Below are 19,961 nucleotides of genomic sequence, written 5' to 3'. Positions count from 1 at the left end.
ATCTATCCACTCATCCACTAATTCCTGCTCCAAACCGACTGAAAAATGTTCTCCATCGCATCAATCAGATACTCGACGCATTCTTGCGTGGTAACGAGCTTTTCTGCTGACCCTGCTTGCTGGTACCACAGATCTGCCGTGCGATAACCTTGGGATAAAAGCTGGTCCTGCGCTTGCAGAATTAAATTGGCGGCGGCATGTTCTTCCCACTGCTGCAACATCATAACAATACTGTTGATCATTCCAAGTGGGTTGGCAATTCCTTTACCAGCAAGATCAGCAGCAGTGCCATGAATCGGTTCATAGAGGCCGAATCCATCTTCGTTCAAACTGGCCGAACCCAACAGACCAACCGAGCCTACCAACGCCCCACCGATATCGCTCAAGATGTCGCCAAACAAATTTCCAGCCAAAATCACATCAAAATGCTGAGGTCGCATCACTAGCTGCATCGCCAGATTATCAACTAACATATACTCAACAACCACATTGGGAAACATCAGCGCCTCTTCGGCCACAAGTTGGCTCCAGGGAATATGGGGCAACGCATTTTCCTTATGGGCGACTGTTAGCAAACCCTGTCGATAGTGAGCTTGACGTAGAGCGACTTTAGCAATCCGGCGAATCTCCCAATCGTAGTACTGCATCGTATGATAGCCATACTCTCCATTGCTATCCATTCCTCGCCCCGATGGACCAAAATAGATTCCGCTCACCAGTTCTCTTACAAATAGAATGTCAACGCTCTGCAATTGTTCCGTCTTCAACGGCGAGCAATGAAATAGAAAAGGAGAAGGGCGAACCAGGCGCAAATTGGCAAATAGATCAAACTGTTTGCGTAGCTCTAGCAATCCCCCTTGGGAAACAGCCCCAAACACAATGCCATCGGATTTGCGACAGAGTTGCACGGTTTCCTGGGGCAAAGTATTACCGCAAGCAGCCAAGGCCGGCGGGCCAATTAGCGCCCAGTTAATCTGAACGGAGAAATGATGTAACCGAGCTGCACAGTCGAGCACCAACAGCGCTACATTCATGATTTCTGGACCAATTCCTTCACCTGGCAGGGCAACCACACGATACCGCTTACTCATTCAAACCCTATTCCTTTTTGCTTAGCGCTTCTAGTTCTGCTGCTATTACCTTCACCGTAGAGGTAATTTGATCAGCACTGTGAAGGCAAGTGATAAAGAATCGTAATCTGGCCGCATGGTAGGGCACCGCCGGATACACCATTGGCTGAACAGTAATTCCACGCCGACGCAGCGCATGGGAGAGTTTTACAGCCCTGTGCGGTTCTCCTACAATTACAGGAATAATTGGCGATTGCTGACTGTTGCCGGTATTCAGTCCCTGCTGTTGGGCCAGCGACAGAAAAAGCTGAGCGCGCTGCTGCAACCGGATGACTCGCTCTGGTTCTTGCTGGAGCAGTTGGAGTGCTGCTAAGGCCGCTGCTGTATTGGCCGGAGACATACCAACGCTATAGACGAATCCAGGAGCTGTGTATTTTAGGTATGCCACCATTGCCTTACTGCTGGCAATGTAGCCACCACAGCTTGCCAAGGATTTACTCAGCGTCCCCATCCACAGATCCACCTGTGCCGCCAGCATGCCAAAATGCTCACCAATGCCGCGTCCAGTCGGCCCCAAAACACCAATCGAATGGGCTTCATCCACCAGTAAAAAGGTTTTGTACTTTTGCTTGAGCGCTACGATCTCGGGCAGTGGAGCCAAATCGCCATCAGTACTGTATATTCCCTCGATTGCAATCAACACCTTTTGGTAACAACGACGCTTTTGCGCGAGCAAATCCTCCAATGCCTGCCAATCATTGTGGGGAAATTCAATTGCCGTTGCCGTTGCCAGTTCACAGCCCTGCCGAATACTGTTATGGCTCAAGGCATCATAAATAATCAAATCATTTTCACCAAATAAATGACCGATTGTGGTGACGTTAGTGGTATGTCCGCCAATATAAACAATACAATCTTCCGTTCCTAGAAAGCTGGCAATTTCCTGTTCCAGCTCCCGGTGAATCGGGCGTTCTCCAGCCACAACCCGACTGGCCGAAACTGATGTTCCATAAGTCTCTACAGCTCGCTTTACCGCAGTGGTGACAAAGGGGTCGCCCGATAGACCCAGATAGTTGTAGCTGGAATAACTCAGCAGTTGCTGACCGTGGATTTGAGTTGTATCTCTGGCAATGCCTTCGTGGGTTTCAAAAAACGGATTGCCGAGCTGTTCCAGCCGTTCCAGATCCGAGCGCAGATTGAGATATTCGGGTGTTAGCTCAAAGTGATGATACGCGGCTGGAATATCAAGCTCAGCTTCCATTAAACGAGAATCTGCTAACTCAGAAATTGACTCAGCAGTTGACTCAGAAATTGGTTTCGTGCTGAGTTCATTAGCCGACTCAACTTCAGAATTCGGTGTGTCCTCAGGTGACGCAGCGCTTGGTGCATTAGCTGCGATTGGGGCCGATTCTATTTCATCCGCCCCATTCCTGGAAGAATGTTGGCTTCCCTCCTGGTTGAGATACTGCATCAAGTAGTCGGCCAACAGAGAAACGGTGGGATAATCAAAGGCAAGGGTTTGCGGAATTGGGCAGCCGAGACTAGCTTCCAAGCGGTTTCTAAACTCGACCGCCATCAGCGAATCCATGCCCAGATCGCCAAAATTCTCGTGCGGATCAACTGCTTCTGCTGAACTAAAGCCCAACACTCGCGCCAACTGCTCCCGAATCTGATGTTGCAGTGTCGCAGCCCGATCAGCCGCTGAAGCGAGCCGCAACACGGATGAAACTGGATTGGATGATACGGGGTTTGGTGATACGGGGTTTGGTGATATGGGGACTGGCGGTGATTGACTGGTTGGTGACTGACTCGACTGCGATGCAGCCATTGGTACTTCTGACACAACGTCCCGCAACAGCGGCAAAGTCCGGTTAGGCATCTGCATCTGGAAGGTAGGCCAGTCCATTGGCAGTACACTCACCTGCGTGACATTGCTTTGCAGCAACCGTTCCAGTGCCCGCACTCCCTCCACAGGATCGATCAACCGCATTCCACTCTGAATGATCTGCTGCTGCTGCACTGGCCCCAACCGCGCCGCCATCCCCACTCCGGCCCAAGCGCCCCAGTTCACACTCAGACCAGGTAGTCCCAACTGTCGCCGATAGTGCATCAGCCGATCCAGAACCGCATTGGCGGCTGCATAGCTGCCCTGTCCCAACGAACCCAGCACCGCCGCGACGGAAGAAAAGCAGACAAAGAAGTCGAGCGGCTGATCAAGACTGAGCTGATGTAGATTCCAGGCTCCCTGAACTTTCGCGGCCATTACGGCTTGGAAGCGCTCCCAACTCTGCTGCTGCAGAAGGCCGTCATCGAGCAGGCCAGCGGCGTGGATGATGCCGCGTAGCGGGGAGTTGGCGGCTCGTGAGCCTCGCCGAACGAGAGAGATGCGGCTCATGAGCCTCGCCGAACGAGGGGAGAGGAGGGAGTTGACTTCGATCGGGTTGCTGATATCGGCTTGGATTAGATCAAGGGTGGCGCGTTGTTGGAGTTCCTGAAGAATGGCTTGGGCCGGGGGAGAGGGGGCACGGCGTCCGACTAAAATCAGGTGGGTAGCGCCTTGGTCGATCAGCCAGCGGGCGACTTGCAGCCCCAAGCCGCCATAGCCACCGGTAATCAGGTAGCTGCCGCTGGAGCGCACGGGCAGGGGAGGGCGGATCGGTAAGCTAAGAACGACTTTGCCAATGTGTTTGGCCTGGGCCATGTAGCGAAAGGCGCTAACAGCAGACTCGATGGCGAAGCTAGTGTAGGGCAACGGCTGCAAAACACCTTGCCGAAATTGGGGCATCAGATCGTGCAGCATCGAGGTCAGTAAGGCCGGCCGGCACTGGGCAATTTCTAGCAAATCGAAGGGGTAGTAGGCAACATCGGGGCGAACTTGCTGTACCTGCTCTGGCTGCCAAATACCGACTTTGCCAATCTCTACAAACCGTCCGTGGGGAGCCAGGATGGCTAAATTTTGGGGAATGAATTCGCCGTTCAAGCTATTGAGCACCACGTCCACACCCTGGCCTTGGGTGAGCTGCCGGATTTGAGCGGCAAAGTCGAGCGTGCGGGAGTTCATCACATGCGCCACCCCGATCGATTTCAGGAAAGCCCACTTGCCAGGGCTAGCAGTAGCGAACACTTCAGCGCCAGCCTGCTGCGCCAACCGAACGGCGGCTAATCCAACTCCGCCAGCCGCCGCATGGATCAAGACGCGCTCGCCAGGTTTGATCTGAGCCAGATGATGCAGGCCATAGTAGGCTGTCAGAAACGGCGTGGGAATGGTGGCAGCTTCGCTGAAGCTAAGGGCTTCCGGCTTGGCGCTTACAAACGCAGCGGGCACGGTCACAAATTGTCCCAAGCTGCCCACTGCCGCCACGGCAATCACGGCATCGCCCACCTGCAAATGGCGAACATCTTTCCCTACCGCCGTCACAATACCGGCACACTCCCAGCCGAACGGTATTTGAGCAGCATCCACAACGCCCATTTGTTCTAAATAGGGCTGCAGCACCCCCAGCGCATTCAGCACATCGCGAAAGTTCAGCCCCGCCGCCCGCACCTGAATTTCTATTTCTGCCGCCGCTGGCGCTTGCCGTTCGACCGGAACTAGACGGAGCTGATCCAGCATGCCATAGTCATTCATTTTGAGCTGAAATGCTTCGGAATCGGGCAGAGGTAGTTTATGGGCATAAACCCGATCGGGTAGGGCTGAAGAGTGCAATGAATCTGAACAACGCACCAACCGCGCTACATAGCGATGATTTTGGCGAACGGCAATCTGATCTTCGACCTCGTCAGCTGCTGGATGCAGCAATTCCTGTAGCAAAGCTGTGACATCAGGCTGCATCGGATCGAGATCCAAACAGGTGCATTGCCATTCTGGATACTCAAGTCGAACCACACGTGCCAATCCCCATAATGCCGCTTGCTGCACCTGAGATAAGGATGCCTGCGCTCCCACCTCGATAGCCTGTGCCCCTTGGGTGACGAACCACAGTTTGGGAGTCCATCGCTTCTGGGCCAGAGCTTGGATCAAAGCCAGCGCCTGACCACAAATTTTTTCTTGAATCGACATCAACTCCTGGCTAGATAAAAGCTGAGGCTGACAAAGGTAAATCACCTGATCTGGCGGATGGACCAGTTTTGCCAGATTAATTGGGCCGACCTCCTCAGCCGATATCCAGGTGCAGTGATGCCCTTGTTGCTGTAGGGCCAGGACCAGCTCGGCTGCTAAGTCCTTTTCTGGTTCATCCGTAACTTTTTGATCAGTTACATGATTAGTAACATGATTAGTAACAATCAACCAAGATTGAAGACATTGATGTTCTATTTGCTGTTCTACTAAATGTTCTACCAAATATTGTTCTGCACTTGACGGACGTAACGGTTTTGACTGCCAGCGAATTTCATAGAAGTGATCTTCAATCGATTCAGTTGCTCCAAACAGACGTTGCAGCGAGCGAGAACTGACAGCCTGCAGACAAAATTCCCTGATTGTTGCGATCAGATTGCCTGCTGCATCCATGAGGAAGAGATTGGCCTTAATCTGCTGCGCATCAACATTCTCAACCAGTTCCACCAGTGTCCAAATCTGTTCAGTCACAGGCGCAACCTGCTGCAGACTTCCAAGGCTAACCGGCAGAAATGGGGTTGATACAGCTGGATCGACTACGGCTGCCACAAGTTGAAAACAGGCATCGAGCAAAACCGGATGAAGCCGGTAGCCCTCTTTTAGAGAGCAACCTGATGGTAACTGAATTTGACCCAGAGCCTGTGCTTTACCGCGCCAAAGCCGCTGCACTGCCTGAAAGCACGGGCCATAGTTTAATCCTTCTCTCCTCAACTGTTGATAGTAATCAGAACTGGGTGCAGTAGGCTGCATCGACGCTTGCAGAGCGTTCAAATCACGCCACTTCGGCACCGCAAGATTCCCTGAGGCTGAGGCTGACAGAATCGCAGTCGTGTAGCGAATAAAATTTGCTTTAATGTTTACATTTCTGTCACAACCAAAAATCTCAGCTTTATATCCTGAATCGGTTGACGTCAGCTTAAGCTGTAGAATTTTAATCTGATCAGTCTGCAAAAATAGAGGCTTTTCAATAGTCAGATTCTGAATCACAAATTCGTTCTGCTTCAGGTTTGTGACAGCAGCCAGCAACATTTCCCCATAAGCCGCAGCAGGAAACACGATTCTGTTCAGAATTTTGTGATCTTGAAGATATACCAATTCCTGTAGATCAATCTCAACCTGAAAATAGATTTCTGGCTGGTTCGCTAAAGTCATTGCCTGACCCAGCAGGGGATGCAACGTTTCTCCAGTAGGTGCCGACACCGACACAGTTTGTTCAACGCACACATCAGGTTCCCACCAATAGCGCTGCCGCTGAAACGGGTAGGTTGGAGCCGCAATCTGCTGTCGCCCGTAGGGCCGATCAAACTCATCCCAATCGACCTTTACCCCTCGCACATAAAGCTGACTTAAACTCTGCAACAGCACTTGCCAATCCGATTGACCAGATCGCAAACTGGGCAGCCACAGGTTTCCTGGCTGGGGCAGACAGGTACGACCCATACTGCACAGCGACGAGCTAGCACCAATTTCGAGGAACACCTCATACCCGTGTTGCTGCAAGGTTGCCAAACCATCAGCAAATCGAACTGCCTGCCGCACATGCCGACACCAATAGTCTGGAGTCGCAATCTCTGCACCGACCACATCACCTGTAAGGTTAGAAACCAGCAGCAACTGAGGCACCCGATAGCACACCTGAGCCGCCACCTCTGCGAACGCCGCCAGCATCGGCTCCATCAACGGCGAATGAAAGGCATGGGAAACCCGCAGCGGAGTTATTTTGATGCCTGTGGCTGTTAGATGCGCTGCCATCCGAGCGATCGCCTCCGGTTCACCCGAAATCACCAGATTCTCAGGACCATTCACTGCCGCAATCGCTACCTGTTGCTCATCCCGAATCCAACGTCTCACCAATGTTTCATTTGCCATCACCGCCATCATTGCCCCCGGCGGCAACTTCTGCATCAATCGTCCCCTTGCCGCCACCAGCTTCAGCGCATCCTCCAGACTAAACACCCCCGCAATACAGGCCGCCACATACTCCCCCACACTGTGCCCTAGCACCGCACTCGGTCGCACCCCCCACGACAACCACAACTGCGCCAACCCATACTCCAACACAAACAATGCTGGCTGCGCATAGCCAGTTTGATCCAAGGCATCAGGAGTCGGAAGCACACTTATATTCTTACCTTCCCCATCTCCCCTCGTTCGGCGAGGCTCACGAGCCGCATCTCCCCACATTACCGCCAAAATCGACTCACCCAACTCCGCCTGCAACAGCCGATCACACTGATCCAGTACCGCTCGAAAGGTAGGAGAGGTTTCGTACAGCTCCCGTCCCATGCCAATGTATTGGGAACCCTGGCCGGTGAACAAAAAGGCAATTTCTACTGAACCCGTCGCGTGGCCCATGGCCACCGAGCCGAACCATGCTTGATTTGCAGCTTGACTCACAAACGTTCTGAGCTGCTGCTGCAACTGCTCTGCTGACTCAGCCACCACCGCTAACCGTTGAGAAAAGTGCGAACGTTTGGCATTGGCCGTAAAGCAGAGATTGGCGAGCTGGGAGGCATCCCACTCCAGATACCGCTGGGCTAGGTCTCGCAAGGCTGCCTCGGTTTTAGCCGATAGTGCTAGGAGATGACAGGGGCGATCGATTTGGCTCTGGGATTTGGTCGCCTTTTTGCGTTTAGGTTTGACATCCGTTATTACAACATGGGCATTGGTGCCGCCAAAGCCGAACGAGTTGACGCCAGCAATCCGGATTCCTTGCTGAGCGTTCCATTTCGTTAAGCGCGTCTGCACCCGCAGAGCTAGCTGCTCGAAGCAAATTTGGGGATTGGGCGTTTGAAAATGTAGACTAGGCGGAATTTGCTGGTGTTTCAGGGCTAAAGCCACCTTGATTAACCCTGCCACTCCAGCCGCCGTTTCGGCATGGCCAATGTTGGTCTTCACTGAGCCAATCGCACAATCACGGGTGCGATTCTCTCCTAACACAGCTCCTAGCGCTTCTAGTTCTACCGGGTCACCCAGTTTGGTGCCGGTACCGTGGGCTTCCACATACTGCACTAAATTCGGCGCAATCCCAGCTCGACGATAGGCTTCTCGCAAAACAGCAGCCTGAGACTGAGAATTGGGAGCGGCCAGTCCGTTACTAAATCCATCTTGGTTCACAGCAGTGGCGCGGATCACGGCGTAGATTAAATCTCCATCTGTCATCGCCTGGGACAGAGGCTTCAACAGCACCACGCCGGCCCCTTCACTGCGGACATAGCCATCCGCTGAAGCATCGAAGCTTTTGCAACGTCCCATACCCGACATGAACCCGCCCTTGCTGAATCCCACCGTCACGGTTGGCAGCAGCAGCAGATTCACCCCGCCGGCCAGCGCCAAGCTCGATTCCGCACACCACAAACTCTGACAGGCCAGATGCACCGCCACCAACGATGATGAACAGGCCGTATCCACCGCCAAACTGGGGCCTTTGAAGTCAAATACATAGGAAATACGATTGGCCGCAATGCAGTTGCCCGTCCCAGTCGTGGCGTAGGGATCGTTCACCGGATGCTGCCACATCCGAATCGAGTAGTCATGCGTGCCGATGCCAATAAAGACCCCAGTCTGACTGCCACGCAACCGTTCTGGTATCAGCCCAGCATCCTCCAGAGCTTCCCAAGTGACTTCTAGCAACAGCCGCTGCTGCGGGTCCATCGTCACGGCTTCGCGAGGCGCAATCCCAAAAAACTGTGGGTCAAAACCATCGATCGCCTCTACAAACCCACCCCAGCGCGTATTGGTTTTGTTGGGTTTATTGGGGTCCGGATCGTAAAATTTCGCCGGATCCCAGCGCGACCGAGGCACCTCCGTAATGGCATCTACCCCCTGCCGCAGCAATTGCCAGAACGAATTTGGACTATATACACCTCCCGGAAACCGACAGCCAATCCCAATAATCGCAATGGGTTCTAACTTCATACCAGACCAATTCCAGCAGACTCCCTCACCATCAAAGCCGAATTCGAATCGATTGCATTGAACCGAACCAATTCAATGATGGAATTCAGCCAATTTTAGTTCACGCGGATGTCACACGGCTGTCTGTTAGAAGTTTCCGTAGATTGTCGAAGTTTTAAATTTTATTGTTTGTTTTTACTGTTTGTTTTGATTCTTCATTTGATTGTTTCAAGTTTGTCCAGAGAGGGTGTGGATGAAGATTAGTCCCTACCCCCGCTGCAGCAAACCCGCCACCCGGGCCTTAATTTGATCAATTTGATGCTTTACTGGGTTGAACACCGTCTGCAAACCGGCCTTGCTACCTGCCTGAGGTGGCACCGCCACTTGAATCGGTTCATCTTTATATTCCTTCAGCCGGTAGCCATACTCCAGATGCTGCTGATGCTTCCGCAACACCGGATAGAGGCGAAACGCCCCCTGAAGCAAATCTTCCTGACTGCCAAAAATTGCCTGATTAATTTGGCTCGACCGTTTTACCGCAATCACCCCTACCGGATACCAATTCTTCTTCCCCCGAATCCGCAAGTAAATCTCAAACTCCGGCACCCCATCCGCCCGCATCTGATCCAACTGCTTAGACGCCTCAGCCCGCTTTGTTGCCCGCTTAGAAACCTGAGGCCGAGATTGAGATTTGCCAAATCCAGAGTGAGTTGTCATCGAGTCGCCCCACAAACTATTACCTAAAAATCTTAACAAAAGTTTACAACACTTTAAGCCAATTTACTTCTTCATCCCCCATCTCCCCTCGTTCGGCGAGGCTCACGAGCCGCATCCCCCCATCATCTGCTTCAATAAAAAAAACAGGAGGCTGCCTGTGAAAGTCGCCATTCTCACATCCGGCTTTTTCCCCGTTATTGATGGAGTCACAATCACGGTTTTTAACCGGGTGCAGCGCTTAAGCCAACGGGGGCATCAGGTGTTGCTGCTCTGTCCGGACTATAGTGCGACTGCCGCCATTTATCCCGACTGGCAAAAGTATGTCGGGGAAATTCTGCCGGGGGTGACGGTAACTCCCTTAGCCAGTTCTCCGTTTATGGGCCTGGAGTTTGACCGTAACGTCACTAAAACCGCCTATCCCCAACTCCTAGATGCGCTAGCCCAGTTTCAGCCCGATATCATTCATGTCGATGAGCCAGAGCGGTTGCAGTTAGGTTTTGACAAAATTCCTGCCGTGGATTTCGCCAAACACTACTCCACTGCCTGCGTCAGTTTCCTGCACACCAATTTCATTGAGTACTTAGAAGACTACTTTGCCCTGCCAGCCTTGATCATTCGTGGCATGCAATTCATTTCTAAACGGATTGTGGCTCGCATCTACAACGCCTACGGTGCAACTCTGATCAGCAGCCCGATTACCTACCAGAAGGCCATTCAAATGGGCATCAAAAATGCCATCCAGGCCGAGTTGCTGGGCGTTAACCTAGCCCAGTTCGACCCTCAGCTCAAATCCGCTGATTTTTTTGCTCGCCATTACAACATTCCAGACCTTGACCCGCCCGACCCCAGGGTGAAACTGCTGTTTCTAGGCCGACTGACCCCCGACAAAGGCTGGACGTTTGCGCTGACAGCATTCTCTCAAATCGCTCGGTCTGCCCAGTACCAAACCCTGTTGTCGCAAATTGCCTTGGTGATTGCCGGTGATGGCTCCATGCAGACCGAAATTGCCCAAGCGTTCAGCACCCTGCCCCTAACCGTTCATTTTCTGGGCCGGATTGCCCCCAACGCGGTTCCCACCTTACTGCTCCACAGCGACATCCACATCACCACATCCGAAAAGGAAACCAAAGGATTGACTGTACTGGAAGCCTTTGCTGCGGGTGTGCCCGTACTCGCCCCAGCCGCAGGCGGCGTCATCGACACAATCGAATCAGGACAAACTGGTTTTTTGTATCAGCCCCGCAACTGGCAGGATTTTGCTGCCAAACTTCAGCGCCTCGTCGAGAATCCCCAATTGCGCCAACGCATGGGCCAAACCGCCCAAGCCCACGCCACTAACTATGACTGGGACGCTGCCGTGGACCGTCTTCTCAACCTCTGGCAACAGCAAATCGAACGACAGCAGGGCGCTCCTGTCCCCCACAAACGGTAAGGGAATGGACAATCGCTCAGAGACGCCAAAAACCCGTAAGTCGCGAACTCGACCGTTGACCACTCTGTCACTGATGCTGCTGGCCCTGCTGCTGAGTTTAGGAGTAGTGTTTCGCATCGCAAATTTGGATCAGAAAATCTTTTGGGTCGATGAGGTTGCTACGGCCATGCGAGCCAGCGGATACACCAAAGCCGAGGTGACGGCCCAGCTCACCGATGGTTCACTCCACAGTCCGGCAGAGCTGTTAGCCTACCAGCGCCTATCCCCCGACCGATCGTTTTCTCAGACGCTTAATGCTTTGACGCGCAGCCCAGAACATGCCCCCCTCTACTTTCTGCTGACCCGCTTTTGGATGCAGGCATTTGGCAGTACGGTTGGCGCAATTCGCAGTTTTTCAGTGCTGTGCAGTTTCCTGGTTTTGCCCTGTCTGGTTTGGCTCTGCCAGGAAGTATTTCGTCCATGCAGTCCAACACCAGCCCTTGCCCCAATCGGCTCGACGGCCGCTGCGTTGATGGCCGTTTCTCCGTTCTTCGTGGCCTACGCCCAAGAGGCACGTCCCTACAGCTTCTGGTTACTGACGATCGTGCTTTGCAGTGGTGCCCTGTTGCGAGCCGGGCGGCGAAATACTTGGTTGAGCTGGGCGATCTATGCCCTGACACTGCTGACTAGCCTCTACACATCGCTCTTGACGGTTTTGCTGGCGGTTGGGCAAGCGGTGTATGTCTTCACAGTCCAGCCGCACCGTTCCATCCTCCGGCATTATCAATGGGCCATAGGCGTTGCTCTAGTGGGTTTTCTACCTTGGGTATGGGTAATCTGGCATCAGTCGGATGCCCTCACCACCAACACTACCTGGATGCGCACGCCCATACAGCCATTCGCCATGATCGCCATTTGGCTCTATAGCTTTGCCGTGTTGTTTTTTGATGTGCCGGTGGTGGCGCAGTGGAGTTGGGTAGCGCTGCTCCAGGCTACGATCGCCGCGATGGTCCTAACGGTAATGGGAATAGCACTCTACCGGATGGCTCAACTGCCGCATCGAGTCGGATTTTTCTTAGCGGCGCTCTGTGGACCGATTCCGTTCACCTTGATCCTGCTCGATTTAATTTTCCAGGGCCAAGCTTCTGCCTCCCCCCGCTATTTGATTCCCAGTCAGTTGGGAGTATTGCTGGCCGTTGCCTACTGCTGTGCTGAATCAGGTTTACCTGGCTATCTTCAAAAATCTGCTTCAGAAACGCCGGTTCGCTTACAGCGTCAGTGGCTCGTAATCACGGCTTTTCTGCTTGGCCTCAGCCTCATTTCCGCCTGGGTGAACCTAAACCGCTCGCCGGACTATCAAAAAGCGCACAACCGCCATAATCCTGAAATTGCCGCTCTGGTGAATCAGGCTATTAGCCCGATCTTAGTGGCGGAACCCAGTCAAACAATGAACTTGCTATCGCTGAGCCACAGTCTCAGCCCCACAGTACACATCCAACTTCTGCCGATCGAGCAAATGGGCACCGTATTATCATCCTGCCAGAATTATTTCGTGTTCAATCCCTCGCCCCAGCTCGTAACAAAATTACATCAAATAGAAACACTTAGGGTTCAACAAATTTACCAACCTCAATTAATCACAAACAAGGATATTCACTTGTCTCTGGCAAAAACCCAATTTGCCGCCTGTCGCGCTCCCTAACGATTTCCAAACAAGAACCCCCATTGAATTTTCTATGATTGCAGAATGACCAACATTTTGGACAAACCAGACCTACCGACAGTCAAATGTTTGAATTATTTGATTTAAATGTCAAAATCTCCTGAAATTAATCGTATCGAGCAACACAAATGTCTGATTTGTTTGAAGTTTTTGCGATGATAGGAGAAGCAGTGGTTCCATGTCACCCATCTGGTTGATATAGGCGTAGGAAGTCTCGACTGCTTCTGTCAACCTATAGTGCAACCATGCAGATGGCTAAGTTGAAGGTCTAGGTCAATGAACTGGGAAGAAGGACAAACCGTTGAATGCGAAGGACTGGATTGGGGTCCTTGCTATGTCACGATGAGCAATCAGCACATGGTCGTCATCTATTGCCCTCGCTATGAGATGGTGACAACTGCTAGCCCCAACCAATTAGAACAGGCCGGTTGGAAAAGCACAGCCCCTAAAAAGGTAGTTTGGATGCAAAAGTGGAGACAAGCTAATCGCCAAAAACGCAAACCTGTTCCTGGTGTTTAAATAGGCCGGCTAAATATGCTCGCTTGGCTAAATATACTCGGTTCCCCAGAGCAAGTTGATAGCCCATAACAATAACCCCATAACAATAACAAAACAATAACAAAGGGAAGCCGAACGACTTCCCCCCGATATCAAATTTTGGCTACCATTGCCCAAACGTAACATTGATTTTAGATTTACTGTTGGTTTGAGCAAGGCTTCTAGTGAATCGAATGGGCAAATAAATCAAAGCCAATTCATAGAGTGACAACAGACTGACCAACAAACTGGGCAAGAGTAATTTCCTACCCAGCAGGCGCATACGCATAGGTTGATCGATAGATTGCTATTTTAGTTTTTGATCGGCGGGGGGCACCCATTCAGAATAAGGTTCTCCAGTAAAGGGTTGTACACCAATATTGGGATAGTGATCATGGTCAGGGCTGAAAAGTGCCGTAGCACCTTCGTACAGGTAGCGAATAGTATCACCAAAAACTTTGAAGATATTCATAGTTCTGACCTCAGGTTAGAAGAAATAAACAATTCAATCTAAGCCTGTTGAACAGCTCAATTTGAGTGCGATTTAAACCATCTCGCTAATTGACAAGCAGTTATTCATTCAGCCATTCTTTGAAGCTTAGATTTGAGCTGAAAATCGTTTTTTCGCCACTCAGATTGAACTATCTAGAAGAACAATTTGGGAAACGTTAAACCCTGGAGTTAAATCCTGGAACTAACTGATCAAAATTTGATGAGAACCAATGATGAGAACCAACCGTTAACTTAGTTCAAACTGAGCTTACATCTCAATCATACGAGACCGAGTCTGAAACACAGACGCACACTCTATCATTCTTTACAGTCTTCCATCATTAAGCAGATCCCGCTCTTCATCCACTTAGCTCGGATTTCGCTTGAATCACTAAATTCAGCACTCTACCGTGATTTGAGTAAATAATTTGAGTAAAACATCTTTATAAAAAGAATCATTAATTCAATAACAATTACACAAATTAAGCAATACTAAGTTGCTTATCTGAATCATTTGCCAAAACTCTTTTAATACCTACAAACCCCTAGCGGGTGCAGGCATTTTATCCTGCACTCTAGTTGCTGTTGAATTGAGTAACCCACGCAGGCAGGTTTTGTCTGTGTAGGTGCGGCTTGGAGCCGCCAGCGATCAGAGTTTTGGCAGTCAATCAGTTAATCGGCTACTAGACTGAATTGGCGGATCAGATCAGCGAGCTGTTTGGCGCTGTCGGTTACGGCCAATTTTTTAGCGGCCTCGGCCATGCTTTGCAGTTGCTCCGAAGAGTGCAGCAGGTTTAGCACCTGTTGTTGCAGCAGTTCTGGCGTCAACTCAGATTGCTGATACAGGAAAGCTGCTCCAGCAGACTCAAACACTCTCGCGTTGTGGGTCTGGTGATCCTCAGCCGCATAGGGAAACGGAATTAAAATCGCTGGTGTACCTGTGATGGCAAGCTCAGTCAGCGTTCCAGCTCCTGCCCGACTCACTGCCAGCGTAGCCCGCTGCATCAACTTGGCCATATCGTGATAAAAGGGCAAAGCAATGTACTGAGGATGACTCAAGCTATTGGCGTCAGGGTCATTTTCGCCTGTCAGATGCACGACCCAAGCCCCAGCCCCAAACCAAGCTGGAGCCGCCTGTCGCACTAGCCGATTCATGGCTACAGCACCTTGACTGCCACCCACAACTAGAATCAGCGGCACCGCATCGGGAACAGCGAGGCCCGATAGGGGTTGCTGGCTCAGATCCGTTTGAAATTGATCTCGGACTGGCGTTCCCACCCATACCGTTTTTGCCTTGGGCAGATAGCAAGCCGCCACCTCAAATCCCAACGCCACCACAGTACACCAACCGCTCAGCCAGCGGGTTACTTTGCCCGGTAAGGCGTTCGACTCATGTAGAACCACAGGTAAGCCCAGTGTCCGAGCCGCAACCACCGCTGGAGCCGCAATGTAGCCACCGGTTGTAAACACGGCTTCAAATCCACCTCGTTGCAGCAGTCGCCGCACTTTGAAAATAGCTAGCACCAGCCGGCTGAAGGTGCGGAGCGTGCTCAAGCCCAACCGCTGCTGAAAGCCGCCCACCGAAATCGTATGTAGTGGGAACCGATCCGGTACAAGCTGCGTTTCCAGCCGATCGGGCACTCCTAGCCATTCAATCTGATATTCTGGCAACGCTTCTGCCACCGCTAAGGCTGGAAACAAATGGCCCCCAGTTCCACTAGCCGCAATGAGCAACTTGGGTCGCTTTAGTTGGGGATTAGGCAAATCATCCGACTTTGAAGTCGCAACCAAGACTGGACGCTCCATAGATCTCAAGCCTGAATTCTTGCGTAATTGCTCGCGTTTAAGCCGGAACAGGTTAGAGCAGATTATTGATTTAAATCACCTAGATCTCTACTCAAGCGCAGGCTAAAATAATGTACCTTAAATTCGAGCCGGTGAACCTTTACTGACTGAATTACTGAATCTCCTACCTCATCTACCTATTCTCTACTGATTCAGTTGTTGCGAATCCTGAGATACTGGGCCAAATACTCAGTCGATTCCCAAGCCGATTCCCAAGCCAAAGTAATTTCTAGCGTTTTTTGAGCGGACCCCCTACCCATGCCGAACCGTTTCATTCCCCAGTTTGTTTCTCAGTTGCAGTCAATTCCATCTGCATCCATGTCGTTGGGCCAATCCCGATGCCGGTCTCGGCGGCTGCGCCTTTTGTTCACATCCCTGACGCTGGGGCTAGCCCTCAGTTGGGCTAGTAGTTGGGCCGATCGGGTTGCCGCTCAAGTGCCTAGCACTGCTTCAGAACCTCCTCCTCCCGAACTGGCAAATCTGCTGAGCCGAATCGACACAGCCGCCTCTGCCGGAGACTTGGCCGCTGTGATGCGCTTTTACAGCCCAAACTTTACTAGCGCCGATGGGTTGACCTACAACACCCTGAAGCAAACTCTCGAAGATCTCTGGAAACGCTATCCTGATTTGCAGTACCAAACCACACTAGAGAGTTGGGAACGGCAGGGCGACGCGATCACCACCGTCACTACTACCACTATTACTGGGGTTTATCCCGATGAACGGCGCGATCTCAACCTTTCAGCCACAATTACCGCGCGTCAACGCCTGCAAAATGATCAAATCGTGGAGCAAGAAATTTTGAGCGAACGCAGCGAACTCACTGCTGGCGACAATCCACCCACAGTTAGCTTTAATCTACCGGAGCAGGTAACTCCCGGTCAGGAATTTGATTTCGATGCAGTTGTGATGGAACCCCTGGGTGAGCGGCTGTTGCTAGGAGCGGCCCTAGAAGAACCGATTGGCGTCGAGAATTACCTGAATCCCGCCCCAGTTGAGCTGGAGTTGCTGAGTTCAGGTGGTTTGTTTAAGGTAGGGCAAGCCCCTAAAAGCCCAGACGATCGTTGGATTTCTGCCGTGATCGTGCGCTATGACGGTATTACAGCTGTGACGCAGCGCCTGCGAGTAGTTGATCAAGCGGGCAATTGATGCCTGTATTTGCTATTTAATTCGCTTTGCCAATTCGCTTTGCTGATTAGCCCTGCCAACTAGTTTTGCTGATTATTGGCCAACTCCCGGATTGGCAGTTCCTGATAGTGGGAACACCCTTCACAGGGACCACACGGATTCACTGCACAGCGAATATGGCCAGAACGGGCGTTGAACCGGCAAGACAAGTCGCCAATCATGTAGCCAATTCCCTCAACGTAGTGGAAATCAGGCGGTAAGCGCAGTCCAGCTAGCGGACGATTGGCCACCGACTCCATCGCAAGCCGCAAGCGGGCTTGGGAGCGGGCGTCGGCTTGGCGCATCACCCACAGTGACAGCAGAGAAGGCGTCAGGCCCAAAATCACAATCAAGAATGCAACTAGCATGGCAGTTTTGAGCAATTCCAACTAGAGCAGTTCTATGCGAACCAACCCAGCTAACTCGATTCAGCTAATCAACTCGTTGGTCCTCTGAACCGTGCGGAGCACATTGGCAGCAGTCTAGCATGTTGCTCCAGCAACCGGCATATCAACCCGCTCGCCCGTCAAACTGAAGGCCCTAGCAGTGGCGATTTCGACGCGCACGGTTTGGCCTTTCAGTTCAGCAATATTGCCGGTGCAGAAAGTAAGGCGGTTGCTGCGGGTGCGACCCATCACCTGACTCGGATCTTTGGGGTTTTGATCCTCTACCAGCACGGCCTCGATGCGACCCACATAGCGCTGGGAGCGTTCGGCAGCCTTAATCGCCACTAAATGGTTTAGACGCTGCAATCGGTCCGCTTTGACCGTTTCACTCAGCTGATTCTGCCACAGGGCAGCCGGTGTACCCGGACGCGGCGAATAGGCGGCCGTATTGAGCTGATCAAAACCAATGGCATCGACCAGCTTCAGCGTATTTTCAAACTGGGCTTCGGTTTCACCCGGAAATCCCACAATCGCATCGGCGCTAATCGCAGCATCGGGCATGTAGTGGCGGATTGTGTCGATAATGCGGCAGTACTTTTCGCGGGTATAGCCCCGCGCCATTGCCTTCAGCACCTCATTGTCGCCCGACTGAAACGGAATATGGAAATGTTCGCAAACCTTGGGTAACTCAGCACAGGCCCGAATCAACCGCTCGGTGAAGTAGCGCGGATGGCTAGTAGCAAACCGAATCCGTTCAATTCCCGCTACATCGTGAATGTAGTACAGCAGATCCGTCAGTGTATGCTGATGCCGACCTTCTGGCGTCACACCGGGCAAATCCCGCCCGTAAGCATCGATATTTTGTCCCAGTAGCGTCACTTCTTTGTAGCCCTGCCGCCCTAACTCCTCCATCTCAGCCCGAATCGCCTCTGGTGGACGCGATTGTTCAACGCCGCGCACACTGGGAACCACACAGTAGGTACAGCGCTCGTTACAGCCGTAAATTACATTCACCCAGGCCGTTACAGTACTGTCCCGACGCGGTTTGGTGATGTCTTCAAAGATATGAACCGGCTCGGTAGCCACTACCTGATTGCCGTTAAACACCTGCTCTAGCAGATCTTGCAGCCGATTGGCATGCTGCGGCCCCATGACTAAATCCAATTCCGGCACCCGACGCAACAAGGCTTCCCCTTCTTGCTGAGCGACGCAACCCGCCACAATCAAAGTTAAGTTGGGTTGTTCATGCTTGCGCTTGGCCTGCCTACCGAGATAGGAATACACTTTCTGCTCGGCGTTATCGCGGATCGTGCAGGTGTTGTAGAGAACCAAATCCGCTTGTTCAGGAGAGTCTGACCACTGAAACCCCATGTCTTCCAGAATGCCAGCCATCCGTTCCGAGTCCGCCTTGTTCATTTGGCAGCCAAACGTAGTGATGTGATACCGACGGGGAAACTCAGTCATAATTTACCCAGCGCGAAGATGAGAGATAGATTGATGCTTGCTACTCAGATTAATACTCAGACGGCATTGTTGCAGACGCCGCTCTAACTCAGGCCAGTTTTGCTTACCTGAAGATCTAACCGGAGTTACCTGAATTATAGATTCTACCAATTCTTCAGCCGGCTCGTCTGCCTGGATTGGCGTTCTGTTGCCTGAAAGAACCAGACGAAGAGATCCGCAAGAAAAAACCCGGCGCGAAATACCGGGCGTCGATCGAATGGTGTGCTGCTACCAAGGTGCCCGGATTCCAACCCTAACTAACAAGACTGACAATATGAGCAAACCCGCTGAGGCAAAGCTTAAGGAGCAAAACGCAAATTGCCAACCGCTTCAACCACCCCCTAACTCCTGACTCCTAGCTCCTAACTCCTGGCTCTTACCCACGATAAAGCCCCCCAGCATTTCTGCCAGGAGGCTGCTCTCCCTATCCGAAAGGGATGACGATAGTATGCCCTGAATTGCCCACTTTAAACCTGTTGGTTTGAGCCAAATTCTCCACAAACTAGACAAAAGTTCTGACTCTAGGAATAGGTTTGGCGTTGCACAAACTGATAGCTTCAGAAAAGTTTAAAAAGGTTACTCAGAATTACAATGACCCACGCTGACCTCGACCCTCTTACTACTGAGCCAACTGAATCAAATCAGGAACTGAGAGATTCCATTAGAATGGCACCGGGAACAGAACCAGCCCTAACAGAACCGTTGCAGCTCCTCACCAATGCTGTAGTTTTGTCTTACTTCGACCATTTCAATCAGGCCAATTTTACCGCTGTCGCCAATCTTTTCGCTGTCGAGGGTCAGCTCTTGCCGCCATTTGAGTCAGCGATTGTAGGACGAGAAGCGATTGCTAGCTATTTAGCCGCCGAAGCAAAAGGAATGAAGGCAATTCCGCAAGAGAGTACCGAAACAAGCCTGCCGACTGGTGAAACCGAGGTACAGGTGATTGGTCAGGTGCAAACACCTCTGTTCAGCGTTCGCGTGAGGTGGCAGTTTGTGCTTAGCCCCGACTCAGAAATTCGTTCTGCCAGGATTAAATTGCTTGCAGCCCTGCGAGAGCTATTGCATTTGAAGCACTAAAACCAGATTAGGAGCATCG

General features: G+C 51.8%; 12 protein-coding genes. 5 read left to right on the top strand and 7 right to left on the bottom strand.

Going from position 1 to position 19,961, the window contains the following annotated elements; translation table 11 throughout:
- Positions 1 to 17: 17 nt before the first annotated feature.
- From leuB to HJG54_RS09245, 3 genes are all read right to left on the bottom strand, one after another.
- Positions 18 to 1,091, bottom strand: a complete 1,074-nt coding sequence (leuB, locus tag HJG54_RS09255; RefSeq protein ID WP_316434598.1) for a 3-isopropylmalate dehydrogenase — start codon at positions 1,089 to 1,091, stop codon at positions 18 to 20.
- A 7-nt stretch (positions 1,092 to 1,098) separates the two neighbouring features.
- Positions 1,099 to 9,105 (bottom strand): aminotransferase class I/II-fold pyridoxal phosphate-dependent enzyme, encoded by an 8,007-nt coding sequence (locus HJG54_RS09250; protein WP_316434597.1) that lies wholly within the window; start codon positions 9,103 to 9,105, stop codon positions 1,099 to 1,101.
- A gap of 246 nt (positions 9,106 to 9,351) precedes the next feature.
- Positions 9,352 to 9,801, bottom strand: a complete 450-nt coding sequence (locus tag HJG54_RS09245; RefSeq protein WP_316434596.1) for an HHL1-like protein — start codon at positions 9,799 to 9,801, stop codon at positions 9,352 to 9,354.
- 157 nt (positions 9,802 to 9,958) lie between these two features.
- On the opposite strand from HJG54_RS09245, the gene HJG54_RS09240 reads away from it, so the two are divergent.
- The 3 genes from HJG54_RS09240 (at position 9,959) to HJG54_RS09230 (ending at position 13,454) form a co-directional block, all read left to right on the top strand.
- Positions 9,959 to 11,233, top strand: coding sequence for a glycosyltransferase (locus HJG54_RS09240; protein ID WP_316434595.1), 1,275 nt, complete (start codon positions 9,959 to 9,961; stop codon positions 11,231 to 11,233).
- Between the two features lie 4 nt (positions 11,234 to 11,237).
- The gene (locus HJG54_RS09235) at positions 11,238 to 12,914 is read left to right on the top strand and encodes a glycosyltransferase family 39 protein (protein ID WP_316434594.1); all 1,677 of its coding nucleotides are present in this window, start codon (positions 11,238 to 11,240) and stop codon (positions 12,912 to 12,914) included.
- A 297-nt stretch (positions 12,915 to 13,211) separates the two neighbouring features.
- Positions 13,212 to 13,454 carry a hypothetical protein gene (locus HJG54_RS09230; RefSeq protein WP_316434593.1) on the top strand — a complete coding sequence of 81 codons (243 nt, stop codon included), beginning with the start codon at positions 13,212 to 13,214 and terminating at the stop codon, positions 13,452 to 13,454.
- Between the two features lie 325 nt (positions 13,455 to 13,779).
- Here the strand turns inward: HJG54_RS09230 and HJG54_RS09225 are convergent, their stop codons facing one another.
- Both HJG54_RS09225 and murG read right to left on the bottom strand, forming a co-directional pair.
- On the bottom strand, positions 13,780 to 13,944 hold the full coding sequence (locus tag HJG54_RS09225) for an isochorismate synthase (RefSeq protein ID WP_106406765.1): 165 nt from the start codon (positions 13,942 to 13,944) through the stop codon (positions 13,780 to 13,782).
- A 692-nt stretch (positions 13,945 to 14,636) separates the two neighbouring features.
- On the bottom strand, positions 14,637 to 15,770 hold the full coding sequence (murG, locus tag HJG54_RS09220) for an undecaprenyldiphospho-muramoylpentapeptide beta-N-acetylglucosaminyltransferase (RefSeq protein WP_316434592.1): 1,134 nt from the start codon (positions 15,768 to 15,770) through the stop codon (positions 14,637 to 14,639).
- A gap of 297 nt (positions 15,771 to 16,067) precedes the next feature.
- On the opposite strand from murG, the gene HJG54_RS09215 reads away from it, so the two are divergent.
- A complete protein-coding gene (locus HJG54_RS09215) occupies positions 16,068 to 16,958 on the top strand; it encodes a nuclear transport factor 2 family protein (RefSeq protein ID WP_316434590.1) in 891 nt (296 codons plus the stop codon).
- A gap of 59 nt (positions 16,959 to 17,017) precedes the next feature.
- On the opposite strand, the gene HJG54_RS09210 is transcribed toward HJG54_RS09215, so the two are convergent.
- Complete coding sequence (locus HJG54_RS09210; RefSeq protein ID WP_316434589.1) at positions 17,018 to 17,344, bottom strand: DUF6464 family protein; 327 nt, start codon at positions 17,342 to 17,344, stop codon at positions 17,018 to 17,020.
- A gap of 114 nt (positions 17,345 to 17,458) precedes the next feature.
- Positions 17,459 to 18,826 carry a tRNA (N6-isopentenyl adenosine(37)-C2)-methylthiotransferase MiaB gene (miaB, locus tag HJG54_RS09205; RefSeq protein ID WP_316434588.1) on the bottom strand — a complete coding sequence of 456 codons (1,368 nt, stop codon included), beginning with the start codon at positions 18,824 to 18,826 and terminating at the stop codon, positions 17,459 to 17,461.
- A gap of 705 nt (positions 18,827 to 19,531) precedes the next feature.
- Between miaB and HJG54_RS09200 the strand changes: the two genes are divergently transcribed.
- A complete protein-coding gene (locus HJG54_RS09200) occupies positions 19,532 to 19,942 on the top strand; it encodes a ketosteroid isomerase family protein (protein ID WP_316434587.1) in 411 nt (136 codons plus the stop codon).
- The last annotated feature ends 19 nt before the right edge of the window (positions 19,943 to 19,961 follow it).

This window comes from Leptolyngbya sp. NK1-12 (genome assembly GCF_032598965.1).
Classification (GTDB): Bacteria; Cyanobacteriota; Cyanobacteriia; order Elainellales; family Elainellaceae; genus Elainella.
Note: the sequence above shows the minus strand (reverse complement) of the source record. Positions and strands in the feature narration are given on the sequence as shown.

Excerpts from the sequence above, each read along its gene's own strand:
- HJG54_RS09225 (WP_106406765.1), bottom strand. The coding sequence starts at position 13,944 with ATGAATATCTTCAAAGTTTTTGGTGATACTATTCGCTACCTGTACGAA.
- HJG54_RS09215 (WP_316434590.1), top strand. The coding sequence starts at position 16,068 with ATGCCGAACCGTTTCATTCCCCAGTTTGTTTCTCAGTTGCAGTCAATT.
- HJG54_RS09245 (WP_316434596.1), bottom strand. The coding sequence starts at position 9,801 with ATGACAACTCACTCTGGATTTGGCAAATCTCAATCTCGGCCTCAGGTT.
- HJG54_RS09235 (WP_316434594.1), top strand. The coding sequence starts at position 11,238 with ATGGACAATCGCTCAGAGACGCCAAAAACCCGTAAGTCGCGAACTCGA.
- HJG54_RS09200 (WP_316434587.1), top strand. The coding sequence starts at position 19,532 with ATGGCACCGGGAACAGAACCAGCCCTAACAGAACCGTTGCAGCTCCTC.
- leuB (WP_316434598.1), bottom strand. The coding sequence starts at position 1,091 with ATGAGTAAGCGGTATCGTGTGGTTGCCCTGCCAGGTGAAGGAATTGGT.
- murG (WP_316434592.1), bottom strand. The coding sequence starts at position 15,770 with ATGGAGCGTCCAGTCTTGGTTGCGACTTCAAAGTCGGATGATTTGCCT.
- HJG54_RS09230 (WP_316434593.1), top strand. The coding sequence starts at position 13,212 with ATGAACTGGGAAGAAGGACAAACCGTTGAATGCGAAGGACTGGATTGG.
- HJG54_RS09210 (WP_316434589.1), bottom strand. The coding sequence starts at position 17,344 with ATGCTAGTTGCATTCTTGATTGTGATTTTGGGCCTGACGCCTTCTCTG.
- HJG54_RS09250 (WP_316434597.1), bottom strand. The coding sequence starts at position 9,105 with ATGAAGTTAGAACCCATTGCGATTATTGGGATTGGCTGTCGGTTTCCG.
- miaB (WP_316434588.1), bottom strand. The coding sequence starts at position 18,826 with ATGACTGAGTTTCCCCGTCGGTATCACATCACTACGTTTGGCTGCCAA.